Source organism: Polyangium sp. 6x1, from assembly GCF_029946515.1.
Classification (GTDB): domain Bacteria; phylum Myxococcota_A; class Polyangia; order Polyangiales; family Polyangiaceae; genus Polyangium.
The window spans coordinates 128,229-142,698 of the sequence record NZ_JARZHH010000023.1 but is presented as its reverse complement, the minus strand read 5'-3'; the positions used below and the strand labels follow the sequence as shown (position 1 = coordinate 142,698).

Sequence of the window (14,470 nt, the reverse complement as noted above, 5' to 3'; positions counted from 1 at the left end):
CCTCCCGCTCGTGCGCTCCCACGTCCTCGCCGGCTGCCTGCTCCTCGGCCTGCCCTTCGCCGCGACCGTCCTCGCGCCGCCCGGCGCCGAGGCCGCGGACTTCGACCCGTCCGGGCGCAACCGCAAAAAGCCCCCGAAGCCGAACCCGCAGCCCGGCGGCGGGGGCGGTAGGCCCGCGCAGCCGAAGCAGCCGAAACAGCCCCAAGGCGACGCCGAGCCGACGGGCAAAGGCCCGGGCAGCGACGCGCTCATCGCGCGGTACACGGCGATCGTCATCTCGCAGCCGAGCGCGCCGTTCCCGCTCCAGCGCCTCTCGCAGCTCTATCGGGAGCGCGACGGCAACATCAAGAAGCTCGTCGAGGAGTTCGAAAAACGCGCCGCCACGCCGGGCGCCGACGCCTGGGCCGCGAAGGTCGCGCTCGCCGGCATCTACAAGCTCGACGGCCGCCCCGACGACGCGGTCAAGACGTACGAGGCCGCGATCGCCGAGAAGCCGAACGATCCGCAAGCCATCCTCGCCCTCGCGCAGCTCCAGGCCGAGCGCGGCGACAAGTCCGCCGCCCGCACGAGCTACGAAAAGGCCCTCGCCCTGCTCAAGCCCGGCCCGGACATGGAGCAGACGACGCGCACGCTCCTCGGGCTCTGCCTCGATCTGAAGGATTTCGAGGCTGCGAAGAAGCACCACGACGCGCTCGTGAAGGCCGCGCAAGGCTCGCTCTTCGTGAAGGCCGAGCTCGGCCGGGAGCTCTTGGCGCGCGGGATTTACGATCGCGCCGAGGTGGAATTCCGCGAGCTCGTGAAGGCCGCCGCCGGCGACAACCGCGCGCTCGCGCCTGCGCTCCGGGATCTCGGCCAGGTCCTCGCGCGGCAGAAGAAGACCGAGGAGGCGCTGAGCGTGCTCAAGCGCGCGCTCACGGTCGCGGGCGGCGCGGCCGGCGTGCGCGCCGAGATCCTGGTCATCATGACCGACGCCTTCCGCGCCGAGGGCAAGCTCGCCGAGCTCATCCCGATCCTCGAAGCCGAGAAGGCACAGGACGCGCAGCGCCTCGCCACGCTGGGCGGTCTCTACGAAGAGACGGGCGACGTCGACAAGGCGATCGCCACGTACCGCAAGGTGCTCGGCATCGACAGCCGCGCGATCGACGTGCGCCTGAAGCTCGTGCACCTCTTGCAGACCGCGGGCGAGCTCGACGCGGCGATCAAGGAGTACGAGGCGCTCATCAAGGCCGCGCCCGGCAACCCCGACTTCGTCTTCGAGCTCTGCGAGACGCTCATCCAGCGCGGCGATCGCCCGAAGGCGCTGAAGCTGCTCACCGAGCTCGAAGCGCGCGTCGGCAGCGAGCCCGAGATCCTCGCCGCCGTCGCCGACTTCTACGAGCGCGTCGAGGAGAAGGACAAAGCCCTCAAGGTCCTGCAAAAGCTCGCGGCCTCGGGCGGCGCCGACCACACGTACATCGTCGACCTCGGCGATCGGTACTACCAGGCCGGCGACAAGAAAAAGGCGCTGGAGACGTGGGCGCGCATCAAGCAGGTCGTGCCGAACCGCGCGCGGGCAAACTCCCTCCTCGGCGAGGTCTACCTCGACCACGACATGCCACTCGAAGCGCTGAACGCTCTGCGTGAGGCCGTCCAGCTCGAGCCGACCAACGTCCGGTACAAGAAAAACCTCGCGGTCGCGATCGAGCGCACGGCCGCGTCGCTCGGCGGCGCCGGGACGCGGTACGCCGAGGCGCGCGTCATCTGGGAGGAGCTGCTCGCCGGCGCCCAGAACGACAAGCTGCTCGCCCGCGAGGCGCGCACGCACATCGTGAGCCTGTGGTCGCTCGCGCACGAGCTGCCGAGCCGCGTCGCGCCGCTCACCGCGCGCTTCAACCAAACCCCGCCGGATCTCGAAGCCGGGAGGCTGCTCGCCGAGGTGCAACGCCGCCTGCATCGCCTCCCCGACGCCGAGGCCACGCTGCGCAAGGTCACCGAGCTCGCGCCCGGCGACGAAGAGAGCCTGCTCGCGCTCGAACGAATCCTCGTGCTGGAGCAGAACCTGCTCGGCGCGATCGGCGTGCTCGAAAAACTCGTCGAGGTGAACCCGAAGCGCGCGCGCGAGTTCTACCAGCGCATGGCCCAGTACGCGGCCGAGCTCTACCGCGACGACGACTCGATCAAGTACGCAGCGCGCGCCGTCGAGCTCTCGCCCGAGGACGCGAACGGCCATCAGAAGCTCGGCGACATGTACCGGCGGAGGCAGGACTACGTCCACGCGATCGCCGAGTACCGCCAGGCGATCCAGAGGAACGACCGGCTCTTCCCAGTCTACTTCGACCTCGCCGAGCTGCTCCTGTCGAGCGGCCAGGTCGACGAGGCCGATCGCCTCTTCCGCCGCGTCGTGCGCTCGTCCCCCGACGAGGAGCTCGTCTCGCGCGCGGCGCGCATGAGCATGCAGATCAACCTCGGCAAGAACTCGCTCGAGTCACTCGAACGCGAGCTCTTACCGGTCGCCGTCGGCAACCCGCAGAAGGGCATCTACCGGCGCCTGCTCGTCGAGCTCTACGGCGCGATGACCCTGCCGCTCGTGCAAAAGGTGCGGCACGAGGGCGGCGCGTCGCCCGCGGCGAAGGCGGCCCGCGCGGAGCTCGGGAAGATCGGGGCCCGCGCGATCAAGCCGCTGCTCGACGCGCTCGCCGACGACAAGGAGTCGCAGCAGAAGATCGCGATCGAGGTGCTCGCGTACGTCGAGAACAAGAGCGCAGGCCCGGCCCTCTACAACTACGCGACGGGCCAGGCCGACAAGAGCCTGCGCGTGCGGGCCATGATCGCCTGCGGCGCCCTGCGCGATCCGTCGATCCTGCCGCGCTACGAGCAGATGCTCGCGCCGAAGGACACGGGCGCAGCGCTCTTGCCGAGCGACTCCATCGCCGTCGCCGCGGCCTGGGGCGTCGCGCGCATGGGCGACAAGAAGGCCGAACCCTTGCTGGTCAAACTGCTGGGCTCGACCTCGCCGGAGGTGCGCGGCGTCGCGGCCCTCGGCCTCGGCCTCACGCACGACAAGAAGTACGCCCCCGCGCTCGTGTCCCTCGCCCGCGCGCCCGAAGCCGGCGCCACCGCGCGCGCAGCAGCCGTGCACGCACTCGCGGAGCTCGGCATCGCCCAGAGCGAGAACCTGCACATGCTGGTCGCGCTCGCGGACGCGAACGAGCCCGTCCTCCGGCAAGCGGCCCTCGTGGCCCTCGCGCGCCTCGCGCCGAAGGGCGACGCCGCGCAGAGCGCCTCCGCCGAGAACGCCCTCGCATCGAGCCTCTTCGCGACCGACGAGTCGATGCGCCGCACCGCCGTCGCCGCCGCAACCGCGCTCGCCACGAAAAACTTCTCCCGCACGGGCGAGGCCCTGCCAGTGCCGGATGGTCCGCTCTCCATGAAGGAGATCCTCGCGGGCCTCGGCCCCGACGCAGCGCGCCTCGCATCAGCCCGCGCCCGCGCGCTCGTCGCCCTCGCGCCCTCGCTCGAACGAGCAGCCGTGGCCGCAGCCTCGACCTCGCCCGATCGCGCCCGCGTCGTCGCAGACGCGCTCCTCGCAAGCGACGTGGATCTCTCGCTCGCGCCCTTGCTCGGCCCCGACGACAAACTCGATCCCGAGTCAGCGCGCGCGAGCTCAGCCGCAATCGAGCGCATCGCCGCAGCCGTCGTGCCCGCATTCGTCGCACTCGTCCGCCACCCAGCGCTCGAGGTCCGCACACGCGCAGTCGAGCTCCTCGCGCGGAGGCACGAAAAAGAGGCGCAGGACGCCGTGATCGACGCACTCTCCGATCCCGAAGAGAGCGTGCGACGGGCAGCGCTCGCCGCACTCGGCAAGGTCAAGCACCCGGCCACCATCGCCGCCGTCGCGCGCCTCGGCCGCGAAGCACCAAGCTGGCCGCTCCGCGTACGCGCCGCCGAAGCGCTCGGCCGCCTCGGCGCAGGCGCCAATGGCCGGGTCGCCTTCGAGACGCTCACCACGATCGCACAAGACGACCCGTACGCCCTCGTGCGCGAGGCCGCAGCCCTCTCCATGGCCTCGCTCGATCGCGCCGCCGCCGAGCCCATCCTGCGCAAGCTCTCCACGAGCGACCCCGAGCCCCGCATCCGCAAGACGGCCGCAGATCTGCTCGCCGGAAAAGCCACGAACTGAGCTGAGGGCGCCTCGCCGGGGCGCTGCCCCGGGCCCCGCGGGGGCTATCCGCCCCTCGACCCGGACCAGGGCCAGCCCTGGACCTCTGGGCATCGACTGCGCAAAGCGCAGTCGATGCGGGGAGAGTTTTTTAAAGCTGTCCGCCCCCTCTTTGCAGGGCCAGCCCTGGACCTTTCGTGGAAGAACTGCGCTGCGCGCAGTTCTTCCAACAGGCCGTTGATACCGCGGCGCCAGCTGAACCGTCAGCGTTGCTGTCTTGGTTGGCAGCGGCGCTCCTGTTGGAACCGCGGTGCCAGCCGAACCGTCAGCGTTGCTGTCTTGGTTGGCAGGGCTCGTGGTCTTGACCCGGCCCATTCGATGAACTGCGCATCGCGCAGTTCATCGACCCCGAGTCCAGCGCTTGCGCTGGTCCAGGTCCAGGAGCGGACAGCTCCTGGTGGGGCCTGGGGCAAAGCCCCAGCGAGGCGCCTCCTCGATCAAACCCGCTCCGGGATCGGCCCTTCCATGTTCATGATCTCCATCCGCACCGAAGCGCCTGCATCGATGAGCATGCGCTTCGTCGCGGGGTCGTTCTCCACGACGACCTGCGTGAAATCGTCCTCGGGCCGCGCGTGAGGCCGGACGGCTTCGAGCAGTGGCTTCACGAGCGTCGGCCTTGCCACGCGGAACGGGAACGACCCTGGGAACGACGGGTTGAAGCAGGCGAACCCCACGCGCGCCTCCTCCGGCCGCGCCGCGTCCACGAGCCGCAGCAGCACCCACCCTGCTCTCGCGCGGCTCGTCGCGATCGAACCGATCGGCAGGCCAAACGCTGCCTCCAGCGCCGCGTCCTCCCGGGGCTCGATCCTCCGCGCCGTGATGCCCTCTTCCCCGCTTGGCAGGCGCTCGACCACGTCCCATCCGAGCCGCATCGGCGTCGACTCGTACGTCTTCTCCAGGCCGACCGACGAATACATCGCGATCGCCACGGTGTTGTCGACCTTCACGTTGAGACACCAGCGCGAGCAGCCGGCTGCGCGCAATCGCTCGGCGCTCGCCCGCATCAGCGCGCGCCCTGCGCCTCGGCCGCGGGCCTCCGGCGCGACGACCACGTGGCGCACGTATCCCGTCTCTTTCAGCGCCACCACGTACGCGTACCCCACGATTTCGCTCCCCTGCTCCAGGATCAGGGTCTGGGGCATGAGCTCCGCGCCCCAGACTTCGCGCGGCAGCGTGGGATCGTCCGTCGCGAGCTCGGGAAACAGGCGGGCGTACGCCTCGTAATCGGCGGCCGTCGCGGGCCTCGCCGTGAAACACGCGGGCATGGGCGGGAGCGTATCATCGAAGTCCTGCCACGCGCCTTCGCGCGGGCCTCGTCAAGCTGCCCGGCGGGCCCCTCGGGCTTCGGCCGACAGCTCGCGGATCTCGGGCTGCTCGACGTCCCAGCCGCGGAGCAAGACGGCGCCGCGGATCCAGCTCATGTGCCGCCGCTCGTCCTCGAAGTTCGACGCGACGAGCGAGCGGATCTCCTCTGGCAGCCCCGCTTGCAGCGCCGACGCGTACGCGTTGTTCGACAGCTCCTCGTTGCCGCGCATCGCGAGCACGGCCGTCCGATCCTCCTGCGAGGCGAGCATCGTGAAGCCCCGGATGACCAAGCCCTTCGTATCGAGCTCGGTCGGCGGCGTGACGCCTGCGCGGCGCACGTGCTCGCTGAGCTCGCGCACGTGCCGGAGGTGGTCCTCCTGGAACTCGGAGAACTTCCCCTGGATCTCCTCGTCCCTCGAGACCGCACGCGCGATCTCGTAGGCCGCGATGCACGCGAGATCGAGCTCGATGAGCTCGTTCAGACACTGGATGATCTTCTCCTCCATGTCCCGCCTCTTCCCCTTTCATCCCGTGGAGGGCCCCGCGCCCTCGGGGGTTACGTGGCGAGGCCGCGCATCGCCCGCAAGCGTCGCGCGCGCCTCGGAAGGTTTTTCCTGCCAGACGCGCCTCCCGGGCTCGGCCTTTCGAGAGGCGCGCGAGCCCAGGCAAAACCGTGCGCCCTGGTCGCCCTCCCGGCCCTCCCTTGCGTTCCCCCCGCCGTGTCTGCTACATGGCGCCCCCTACCCATCACCGTGCGAGTGATCTCGCGCAACAACGGAGGAAAGACATGGCACGCAAGGCACCGCTCTCGATCGTCAAGGAGAAGTTCGGCGAGAAGGCGAAGCTCGTCGAGGCGCTCAAGGGCTTCATGACGGAGGACCTGTGGGTCGGCCGTACGAGCGCGGACCGCGGCGGCGACAAGGGCCTCGATCACGTCTCGAACGCCAAGCTCCTGCGCCTCCACGCGACGTTCTCCGAGGTCAAGGAGAAGTTCGGCACCCGGGCCAAGCTCATCGACGCCATCCTCACGGCCGAGAACCGGTCGAAGGACGCGGGGTACAAGAAGCGCCTCGAGGCCTACCCCGTCCCGCGCCTCTACGACCACTACAAGGCCGCTTCCAAGCGCGCCAAGGCGACCCCGGCCGCCAAGGTCTGAGCCTGCCCCTCCCAACTCCTCTCGCCCCCTCCTCTCCCGTCCGTCTGTCCCGTCCCCTCGGCCCTGCACCCCACCCTTGAAGGTTCGGCCTTCCTGGCGTATTGAGCCGCAGCACGGACGTACCGGAAGACCGACGTCCATCGCACAGCATTTCTCGCTCAAAGCCGCCCCAGGCTTTCTCGCGCGCTGCGAGGAAGCTCTGCCTCGAACAGCACGTCGCGCAAGGGCCATGGCCCTCGGATCCCAAGGGAGACGAAGACGTTGACCAGCAGCCATCACGACACCGACACCGACGCGTGGAGCACCGACGACGCGAAGGCCCTTTACATGATCGACCGCTGGGGCCGCGGCTACTTCGACGTGACCCCCTCGGGGAACATCACGGCGGCGCCTCTGCAAGATCGTGGTCGCAAGATCGCCCTCATCGACGTCGTCGAAGAGGCGCGTGATCAGGGCCTGCGCACGCCGCTCCTGATCCGCTTCCAGGATCTCTTGCACCACCGCGTGCGCACGCTGAACGAGGCGTTCAACCGCGCCATCTCGGACCTCAAGTTCCGCGGCACCTACCGCGGCGTGTTCCCGATCAAGGTGAACCAGCTCAAGGAGGTCGTGGAGGAGATCCTCGAAGCAGGCCGGACCTACCACTACGGCCTCGAGGTCGGCTCGAAGCCCGAGCTCTTCGCCGGGCTCAGCGTCCACACCGACAACGAGTCGCTCATCGTCTGCAACGGCTACAAGGACGAGAACTTCATCCGCACCGCGATGATCGGCCGCAAGCTCGGCAAGAAGGTCATCCTCGTCGCGGAGAAGCTCTCCGAGGTGCGGACGATCGTTCGTGTTGCAAAGGAAATGAACGTGGAGCCCATGCTCGGCCTCCGCGTTCGGCTCATGACGCAAGGCGCCGGCAAGTGGGCCGAGAGCGGCGGCGAGCACGCGAAGTTCGGCCTGTCGACGGCGGAGATCCTCGCAGCCTGCGGGATCCTCGCAGAGGCAGGCATGAGCTCGGCGTTCAAGCTCCTGCACTTCCACATCGGCTCGCAGGTCCCGGACATCCTCGTCATCAAGCGCGCAGTGCGCGAAGCGGCGCGGCACTACGCGAAGCTGCGCAAGATGGGGCACCGCATCGAGTACATGGACGTCGGCGGCGGCCTCGCGATCGACTACGACGGCTCGCGCTCGACGTTCCATTCGTCGATGAACTACTCCGTCGAGGAGTACGCGCGCGACATCGTCTTCAACATCGCGGACATCTGCGACGACGAGAAGGTGCCGCACCCGAACATCGTGAGCGAATCAGGGCGCGCGATCGTCGCGCACCACTCCGTGCTCGTGGTGCAGGCGTTCGGCTCGATCGAGAAGACCCCAGAAGCGCCGATCGACATCCAGACCGAGGAGCACAAGCTCATCCGGAACCTGCTCGACACGCGCGACACGCTCTCGGTGCAGAACCTCGCCGAGTCGTGGCACGACATCCTCCAGGCGAAGGAGGAGTCGCAGAAGATGTTCGAGCTCGGCCTCCTGAACCTCGACGTGAAGGCGCGAGTGGAGGCCCTCTTCTGGGAGACCGCCGAGCGCATGCAGAAGCTCATCGCAGCGCTCGATCCCGCAGAGATCCCGGAGGACGTCGTCGAGCTCCGAAACAAGCTCGCCGACCAGTACATCTGCAACTTCTCGGTGTTCCAGTCGCTGCTCGATCACTGGGCGCTCGGCGCGCTCTTCCCGGTCGTGCCGATCCACAGGCTGCACGAGCGGCCCGGCGCAGAGAGCACGCTCGTCGACATCACGTGCGACTCGGAGGGCAAGGTCTCGAAGTTCATCGACCTCTCCGACGTGAAGGAGACGCTGCCGCTCCACGCGCTGCGCGGCGACGAGCCGTACTACCTCGGCATCTTCCTCACCGGCGCCTACCAGGACATCATGGGCGACATCCACAACCTGTTCGGCCGGGTGAACGAGGTGCACGTCTTCCTCGATGACGACGAGGAGTGCGGCTACTACATCGAGGAGACCATCGCGGGGAACCAAATCCGCGAAGTCCTCGCGATGACGCAGTACGACACGCAGAGCCTCATCGCAAAGGTGAAGGCCCAGGTCGACGGCGCAATCAAGCAGGATCTCTTGAAGCCCACCGAGGGCATGCGCCTGCTCGCCGACTACGAGCGCGGCCTGAAGGATCAGACCTACCTGAGCTTCTGACGTAGCGCCGGGGTTTCACCCCGGACCCGACCAGGGGCTCTTCGCCCCTGGACCCGAACCAGGGCCAGCCCTGGACCTTTTGGGGAAGAACTGCGCGATGCGCAGTTCTTCCCACAGGCCGGTGGTAGCGCGTTGCCGGTTGAACCGTCAGCGCTGCCGTCTTGGTTGGCGGCGTCGCTCGCGATCTTGACCTGGTCCGTTCGATGAACTGCGCATCGCGCAGTTCATCGACCACGAGTCCAGCGCTTGCGCTGGTCCGGGGTGAAGGGGGCGGACAGCCCCCTCTGGGGTTTGGGGCAACGCCCCAAAGTTCACGCAACGGAAGGGCATATTCGCACCGCCTGTGTCAGGATGCGCGCCCAGCGCCACCCAACGCCTCGTGGCGCGCCGTACGAACGAGGCGAGCCGTCGATGCGATCTCCGCTTTTGCCGATATTCCTCACCGTCTTCGTCGACGTCCTCGGCCTGACGCTGATCCTGCCGCTGCTGCCGTATTACGCGAAGGATTACGGCGCGTCGGATTTCCAGGCGACGCTTTTGACCTCGGTTTATGCGGCGGCGATGTTCGTCTCCGGTCCGATGCTCGGCCGGCTCTCGGATCGCATTGGCCGAAAGCCCGTGCTCCTGCTCAGCCAGGTCGGCACGCTCATCGGCTGGCTCACGCTCGCGGCTGCCCACAGCCTGGAGATGCTCTTCGTTGGCCGCATCATCGCGGGCCTCACGGCGGGCAACCTCAGCATTGCCCAGGCGTACATCTCCGACGTCACGAAGCCGAACGAGGAGCGCACGCAGGCCTTCGGCTTCTTCGGGATCGCCTTTGGCACTGGCTTCTTGCTCGGCCCTGGCATCACGGCGCTGCTCACGTACCTGTTCCGTGATCACCCCGATCCGCTCTTCAAGTACAAGCCGCCCACGCTCGCGGCCGCCGGCCTCAGCCTGCTCGCCATCCTGCTCACGGCGTTTTTCCTCCCGGCGCGCAAGCCTACGGCCCAGACGGGCCGACGCCTCTCCGGGATGGCCGAGTACCTCGCGCGCCCTGGCCCTCGCAAGCACCTCGCCGAGTTCTTCTTCTTCAGCCTCTCGTTCGCCGCGCTCACGGGCGCGCTCGGCGTCTACCTCAAGCGCCAGTTCAACTACGAGCTGCACCAGGCGGGCCTCATCTTCGGCCTCTCGGGGCTCATCGGCGCGATCGTGCAGGGCGGGCTTTTGAAGCGGCTCGTGAAAAGGCTCGGCGAGGAGCGGCTCACCGCGATCGGCCTTGGGACCATGGTCCTCGGCTACTGCTTGCTCGGCCTGGCGACGAACCTCGGGTTTCTGCTGGTGCTCGTCGTGCTCGGCTCGTTTGGCGCCGCTGTGGTGCGTCCGAGCGTGACGACGCTCATCACGAGGAGCGTCACCAAGGAAGAGCAAGGCACGGTGCTCGGCGTGAGCCAGTCGCTCGGTAGCCTCGCGCAGATCGCGGGCCCCGCGGCGGCCGGCTGGCTCATCGATCGCAACCAGGTCGTGATGTACGGCCTCTTCTGCGCCGGATTCAGCCTGCTCGGCCTCCTGCTCGCGCTGCAGCGCCGCGGGGACGAGCGCCGCGTGGAGCAGGCGCCCGTCGAGGGATAGTCACCGATTCGCCTCGCGTAGGCAGTACCGGAGACCATCTTTCAAGTTTCGCAGCGTCTTCACCTCGCCCATCGCGACCCCGAGCGTCACGACGGTCTGCGCGACCGCGGGCCGGAGCCCGGTGATCACGGTCTTTGCGCCGACGAGGCTCGCGGCGCGGGCGATCGCGAGCAGGCGATCGGCCGTCCCTGTGTCGAGCACCGGCACGCCCGTCAGGTCGATGATCAGGAACCGCGCCTGCAGATCGACCACGCTCCCGAGCGCGGCATCCATCATCTCGGCGGCGCGACCGCTGTCGACGACGCCGATCACGGGCAAACACAAAACGCCCTCCTGCACCTCCAGGATCGGCGTCGAGAGCTCCCGGATCGACGCGGCCTGCCGCTCGATGACCGCGAGCTTGTCCCGCAGATCCGCCTCGGTGCTCTTGCGCTCGGTGATGTCCACGATCGCCGTGGCGAGCCGCACGAGCTCGCCACTCTCGTTCCAGAGCGACTGGAACGTGCTGGCGACCCACAGGTACGAGCCGTCCCCGCGGACGAGCCGCCCCTCGAAGTACGTCTCGTCCTTACGCGACGTGATGTGCTCCGCGAACGTCTTTTTCACGCGCGAGCGGTCCTCCGGGTGCACGAACGTCTCCCACGCGCCGAGCACCTTCGGCGCCTCCTCCGCCGTGATGCCGAGCAGCCTCGTGAGCCCGTCGGACACGTAGATCGGCTGCGCGGGATCGGCCGGGTTCTTCGGATCGTCGGGCACGTAATCCCAGAGGCCATTCTTCGAGCCTCGCATGAGCAGCTCGAACCGCGCGAGGCTCTCCTCGGCCCGCGCGCGCTCGTGCTCGACCTCGGTCCGGTCGAGGGCGATGCTCAGGACCCCGCGCACGCGCCCCTCCTCGTCCGCGAGCGGCGCGTTGTGCCATTCACACACGACCGCCCGGCCGTCCTTCGTGAGGTTCTCCATCGCGCCGGAGCGCCCCGAGGGGCTCCGGCCGTCGCGGACCGCGAATGCGGCTTCCTGGACGGACTCGCGCTGCGGCTCGGCCACGATGAGGTCGACGAGCCTCCTGCCGAGCGCCTCGGTCCGCGTATAGCCGAAGATTTGCTCGGCGCCCGAGCTCCACTCGACCACGCCGCGGCCGACCTCGGTCTCGATCACCGCGACGGGCGCCTTGCGCAGGTACGCCTCCAGGCGCCGCGCGGCCGTGACGGTGGCGCGGCGCGGCTGCTCGATGGAGCGCGCGCAGCAGAACACGAGCCCCCGCTCGAAGACGACGCGCATGGTCCATTCGAGCCACTTGTACGTGTCGTCTGCGCAACGGAAGCGCGTCTCCTGCACGATCGCGCCCTGGGCCTCGACGGAGATGCGCGAGGTGCGCCGGGTCGGATCCCGGTCCTCGGGGTGCAAACGGTCCTCGAGCCGCATGCCCTCGAGGGCCTCGAGCGAGAACCCGGTGACGCGCTCCCAGGCACCGTTCGGCTGATAGATCCGGTTGTCCGAGTCGAGGACGCAGAACAAGGCCGGGGCCTTTTCGAAAAACTCGCGCGGATCGATCCGGGGGCCTTGGGCTTCGGTTTCCATCGAGGGGTGGGCAGTCTATCAAGGGCGCGCGGAGAGGGGTGGCGGGAGAGGGGGGGCGAGGGCACAATCCGCGCCGATGCGCGCGGGCCGGCCGTGGAAGACTGGAAAACAGGCGCGACGAGGGATCCTGTTTGCGCAGCTTCTCGTCGCCGGGGCCACGCTCGCCGGGTGCAACGACGTCGCGCGTTTCTCCACGCACCCGCACGAGGCGTACTGCGGCGCCATCACGCTCGGCAGCCCTTTCCGCGAGGGGATGAGCCCTCGGGTGCAGATGCGCCTGACGCTCGACGCGACCCGGCTCGACGGCGATGAATCGCCGGGGAGGCTCTGGACGTTCGAGGCCGCAACGCAGACGAGGCCCGAGCGGCGGCTCTTCGACGGCGCCGAGCTCCGCCCGATCCGGCCGCTCGCGCACGATCCGCTGTCGCAGTTCGAGATGGGCGACGGGCGAGTGCGCAACACGCTCTTCGCGGTCTCGCCGAGCGAGCCTTTGGCCGAGGCGATGCTCGCGTTCCTGTCCTTGCGCTCGGACGGGGGCGTGGAGGTGCGGCTCGTGCGCGCGGGCTCCGAGGACCCGGACGCGGACGAGGGACGGAGGCCGATCTTCGGGATGTTTTCGCTGGTGCGCCGGGAGGGCGAATGCGGGTTCTAGGGATCGAGACGTCGTGCGACGAGACGGCGGCCGCCGTGGTGACGGAGGACGGCGTGGTGCTCTCCGACGTCGTACGCAGCCAGGTCGAGGCGCACGCACCCTACGGCGGCGTGGTGCCGGAGATCGCCTCGCGGGACCACGCGCGCGCGATCGTGCCGGTGATCCGCGAGGCGCTCGCGCGGGCCGGGATGAAGCCGGGTGACGTCGACGGGATCGCGGTCACGTCGCGGCCGGGCTTGCTCGGGGCGCTGCTCGTGGGCCTTTCGGCGGCGAAGGGATTGTCCTTCACGACGGGCAAGCCGATCGTCGGCGTGGATCACCTCGTCGGGCACCTGCTCGCGGTGTTCCTGCGGCGGGGCGAGGCCGAGGCGGAGGCGCCCGTGCCCTCGTACCCGTTCATCGCGCTGCTCGCCTCGGGCGGCCACACGGCGCTTTATCGCGTGGACGCGCCGCGGCTCTCGGCGATCCGCGAGCTCGGGGCGACGCGCGACGACGCCGCGGGCGAGGCGTTCGACAAGACGGCGAAGCTCCTCGGGCTCGGGTATCCGGGCGGCCCCGTGGTGGATCGGCTGGCGGCGCAGGGCGATGCTTCCCGGGCGAAGGACGCGGTGCCGCGCTCGATGGCGCACCGGGAGAGCCTGGAGTTCAGCTTCTCGGGGCTGAAGGCGGCGGTGATGCGCCACGTGACGACGCTGGGCAAGGCGCCCGAGGGGCAAGCGCTCGCGGACCTCTGCGCGGCGTTCCAGGCGTCGGTCGTGAGCACGCTCGTGGACAAGGCGGTGCGCGCGGCGAAGGTGGAGGGCGTGCCGCGGATCGTGCTCGCGGGGGGCGTCGCGGCGAACCGGGGGCTCCGCGCGCGCATGGCGGAGGCGTGCGCGCGGCAGAAGATCGCGCTGTTCGTGCCGTCGTTCGCGAGCTGCACGGACAACGCGGCGATGATCGCGTACGCCGGCGCGCTGCGGCTCGCGGCCGGGGAGGCGGACGACCTCGCCCTCGAGCCGTCGACGAAGACGGCGCTGCCGCGGGTGACGCGGAAGGGGGCGGGGCTCCGGTGAGGGCCCTCCCCCATACCCCGCGCCCGTGATACCCTGGCTCCCGTGTTCGAGACGCCGCAACAGATCGTAGGAGCGGATCAGGATCCCTACGACGCCGACGGGATCGATCGCTCGCTCATTCGCTGGATGCTCAGCCTGTCGCCCACCGAGCGCCTCGCGGTCGCGCAGGGCTCGATCGACCTCGTCGAGAGCGTCCGCCCGCTGCCCGATGGCGCTGGCTGACATCCTCCGGACGCTCCTCCACCATCGGGTGGATTTCGTCGTCGTTGGAGGCATGGCCGCGGTGCTGCAGGGGGCGCCCGTGCACACGTTCGACATCGACATCGTTTATTCGCGCGCCGAGGACAACGTGGCGCGCCTGCTCGCTGCGCTGCGGGATCTCGACGCGGTGTTTCGTACGGATCCTCGAAGGCTCGTGCCCAACGAGTCCCACCTCCTCTCCGCTGGGCACAAGCTCCTCTCGACGCGCCACGGCGTGCTCGACGTCCTCGGCACGATCGAGGAGGACACGTCCTACGAGGACCTGCTGCCGGATACTTTGTGGCTGGAAGTCGCCGGCGCGCCGATCCGCGTCCTCTCGCTCGAACGCCTGATCCAGATCAAGGAGAAGCTCACGCGCCCGAAGGATCGCGCCATGCTCCTCGTGCTGAAGGCGACGCTCGAAGAGAAACGCCGCCCGCAATGATGCATCCGGCAGCGCCCCATTGCCCCCCGCCGAG

The 14,470-nt window shown here is 69.1% G+C and carries 11 protein-coding genes; 8 read left to right on the top strand and 3 right to left on the bottom strand.

All coding sequences use genetic code 11. The features are described 5' to 3' along the window. The first annotated feature begins 10 nt into the window (after positions 1–10). Complete coding sequence (locus QHF85_RS22425; protein WP_281329312.1) at positions 11–4,159, top strand: HEAT repeat domain-containing protein; 4,149 nt, start codon at positions 11–13, stop codon at positions 4,157–4,159. Between the two features lie 476 nt (positions 4,160–4,635). Here QHF85_RS22425 and QHF85_RS22420 read toward each other — a convergent pair whose 3' ends face one another. After that, a complete protein-coding gene (locus tag QHF85_RS22420; protein ID WP_281329311.1) occupies positions 4,636–5,463 on the bottom strand; it encodes a GNAT family N-acetyltransferase in 828 nt (275 codons plus the stop codon). 51 nt (positions 5,464–5,514) lie between these two features. Beyond that, positions 5,515–6,009, bottom strand: a complete 495-nt coding sequence (locus QHF85_RS22415; protein ID WP_281329310.1) for a ferritin-like domain-containing protein — start codon at positions 6,007–6,009, stop codon at positions 5,515–5,517. A gap of 281 nt (positions 6,010–6,290) precedes the next feature. Here QHF85_RS22415 and QHF85_RS22410 point away from each other — a divergent pair, with 281 nt between their 5' ends. The 3 genes from QHF85_RS22410 (at position 6,291) to QHF85_RS22400 (ending at position 10,466) form a co-directional block, all read left to right on the top strand. Further along, entirely contained in the window at positions 6,291–6,659 is a 369-nt protein-coding gene (locus QHF85_RS22410; RefSeq protein WP_281329309.1) for a hypothetical protein, read from the top strand. Between the two features lie 261 nt (positions 6,660–6,920). Beyond that, complete coding sequence (speA, locus tag QHF85_RS22405; protein WP_281329308.1) at positions 6,921–8,855, top strand: biosynthetic arginine decarboxylase; 1,935 nt, start codon at positions 6,921–6,923, stop codon at positions 8,853–8,855. A gap of 411 nt (positions 8,856–9,266) precedes the next feature. Continuing rightward, positions 9,267–10,466 carry an MFS transporter gene (locus QHF85_RS22400; RefSeq protein ID WP_281329307.1) on the top strand — a complete coding sequence of 400 codons (1,200 nt, stop codon included), beginning with the start codon at positions 9,267–9,269 and terminating at the stop codon, positions 10,464–10,466. Here the strand turns inward: QHF85_RS22400 and QHF85_RS22395 are convergent, their stop codons facing one another. Then, positions 10,467–12,044 carry a PAS domain S-box protein gene (locus QHF85_RS22395; RefSeq protein WP_281329306.1) on the bottom strand — a complete coding sequence of 526 codons (1,578 nt, stop codon included), beginning with the start codon at positions 12,042–12,044 and terminating at the stop codon, positions 10,467–10,469. It lies immediately after the preceding gene. Positions 12,045–12,120: 76 nt separating this feature from the next. Here QHF85_RS22395 and QHF85_RS22390 point away from each other — a divergent pair, with 76 nt between their 5' ends. Genes QHF85_RS22390 through QHF85_RS22375 form a run of 4 tightly spaced genes read left to right on the top strand, consistent with a single transcriptional unit; the run spans position 12,121 to position 14,436 of the window. Next, on the top strand, positions 12,121–12,696 hold the full coding sequence (locus QHF85_RS22390) for a hypothetical protein (RefSeq protein WP_281329305.1): 576 nt from the start codon (positions 12,121–12,123) through the stop codon (positions 12,694–12,696). Further along, positions 12,684–13,751, top strand: coding sequence for a tRNA (adenosine(37)-N6)-threonylcarbamoyltransferase complex transferase subunit TsaD (tsaD, locus tag QHF85_RS22385; protein ID WP_281329304.1), 1,068 nt, complete (start codon positions 12,684–12,686; stop codon positions 13,749–13,751). The genes QHF85_RS22390 and tsaD overlap by 13 nt, the downstream gene beginning before the upstream one ends. 42 nt (positions 13,752–13,793) lie before the next feature. Next, entirely contained in the window at positions 13,794–13,973 is a 180-nt protein-coding gene (locus tag QHF85_RS22380; RefSeq protein WP_281329303.1) for a hypothetical protein, read from the top strand. Further along, a complete protein-coding gene (locus tag QHF85_RS22375) occupies positions 13,960–14,436 on the top strand; it encodes a DUF6036 family nucleotidyltransferase (RefSeq protein ID WP_281329302.1) in 477 nt (158 codons plus the stop codon). The genes QHF85_RS22380 and QHF85_RS22375 overlap by 14 nt, the downstream gene beginning before the upstream one ends. The last annotated feature ends 34 nt before the right edge of the window (positions 14,437–14,470 follow it).

What these genes read in the sequence shown, in the direction of transcription:
- QHF85_RS22420 (WP_281329311.1), bottom strand. Translation starts at nt 5,463, where the DNA reads ATGCCCGCGTGTTTCACGGCGAGGCCCGCGACGGCCGCCGATTACGAG.
- QHF85_RS22415 (WP_281329310.1), bottom strand. Translation starts at nt 6,009, where the DNA reads ATGGAGGAGAAGATCATCCAGTGTCTGAACGAGCTCATCGAGCTCGAT.
- QHF85_RS22410 (WP_281329309.1), top strand. Translation starts at nt 6,291, where the DNA reads ATGGCACGCAAGGCACCGCTCTCGATCGTCAAGGAGAAGTTCGGCGAG.
- QHF85_RS22400 (WP_281329307.1), top strand. Translation starts at nt 9,267, where the DNA reads ATGCGATCTCCGCTTTTGCCGATATTCCTCACCGTCTTCGTCGACGTC.
- QHF85_RS22395 (WP_281329306.1), bottom strand. Translation starts at nt 12,044, where the DNA reads ATGGAAACCGAAGCCCAAGGCCCCCGGATCGATCCGCGCGAGTTTTTC.
- QHF85_RS22390 (WP_281329305.1), top strand. Translation starts at nt 12,121, where the DNA reads ATGCGCGCGGGCCGGCCGTGGAAGACTGGAAAACAGGCGCGACGAGGG.
- tsaD (WP_281329304.1), top strand. Translation starts at nt 12,684, where the DNA reads ATGCGGGTTCTAGGGATCGAGACGTCGTGCGACGAGACGGCGGCCGCC.
- QHF85_RS22375 (WP_281329302.1), top strand. Translation starts at nt 13,960, where the DNA reads ATGGCGCTGGCTGACATCCTCCGGACGCTCCTCCACCATCGGGTGGAT.